A 1,065-nucleotide genomic window follows, 5' to 3' on the forward strand; every position below is an offset into this window, starting at 1 on the left:
GAATAGGGAGCGCTACAGAGGCGGGCTCTGTTTTTACTCAGCAACGTGATTTTTGGTCAAAAGATCCTATTCAGTTTAGTGGGAATAAGGTCTATCAACGGAATGATTTATTTGATCCTAATTTGCAAACTAGTTGGCGTGAAGGTGGCAAGGTCATAACAGGTAGTAATGCTGAGCGTATGGCCTCTGGTCGAGCGCCCATCGGTGTAGATGGCAAGTCGGTGAACCTGCACCATATGACGCAAACACAGTCAGGGCCTATTGCAGAAATGACGCAAAGTTTTCACCAAACCAATAGCGCAACTATTCACATTAACCCTAATACAATTCCTTCTGGTATTGATAGGGCAGCTTTTGATAAGTGGAAGGTGCAGTACTGGCAGCAACGATCTGCAGATTTTAGGAATTGAGAATGAGCCAAGTTACGACGCATCAAATTGAGGATTTAGTATCACTGCATCCTGATATCGTGTGCTTTGGTAGTCAGGCCGATTGCGTGGGTGATGACTGGATTGAGAAGGCCGAGCAGCGGCTAGGGCTTGAACTGCCAGGGTCGTACAAGTGGTTTTTAAAGACGTATGCGGGTGGCGAGATTGGTACTGAAGAAATTTACAGTATCTATGGCGTGGACTTTGAAGGTGTCAATGGGGGGGATATTGTCTATCAGCATATTGTGGGCATAAAAAATAATCTGGTAGATGGCAAAAAGCTTGTGATTAGCGAAACTGATATGGGGGAAGTCTTTTTCTTTGACTATTCGAAGTTTAAAGATGGTGAGTGCCCCGTGAGTCTTCGGCTTCCGTCTGGCGAGAATGTTAATTACGCTTCAGATTTTTATGAGTTTTTATATAAACGAATTTCTGCTCATATTTGATAGATATTCTCATCCTACACCGGCCATGCGCCGGTGTTGTTTTATCTGCTTACTGCAAAACTTCCCGTCCCTCGCTGCTCGCCTTGGTCGTGGCCTGAGCGATCAGAGCATCGAGCATCTGCGCAACAAATTTCTGCTGGCTCTTAGGTAGCTGGTCGATAGCTTCCAGTTGCTGTTGCCATTTCGGAAAA

At 45.4% G+C, this 1,065-nt stretch carries 2 protein-coding genes; both read left to right on the plus strand.

What is annotated here, in order from left to right:
- The coding region (locus M5B99_RS29600; RefSeq protein ID WP_248807455.1) for an HNH/ENDO VII family nuclease at positions 1 to 410 on the plus strand (410 nt) is incomplete at its 5' end.
- 2 nt (positions 411 to 412) lie between these two features.
- A complete protein-coding gene (locus M5B99_RS29605; RefSeq protein WP_248807456.1) occupies positions 413 to 874 on the plus strand; it encodes an SMI1/KNR4 family protein in 462 nt (153 codons plus the stop codon).
- The last annotated feature ends 191 nt before the right edge of the window (positions 875 to 1,065 follow it).

Origin of the sequence: Pseudomonas sp. MWU13-2100 (assembly GCF_023242365.1) — a bacterium.
Taxonomy (GTDB): Bacteria; Pseudomonadota; Gammaproteobacteria; order Pseudomonadales; family Pseudomonadaceae; genus Aquipseudomonas.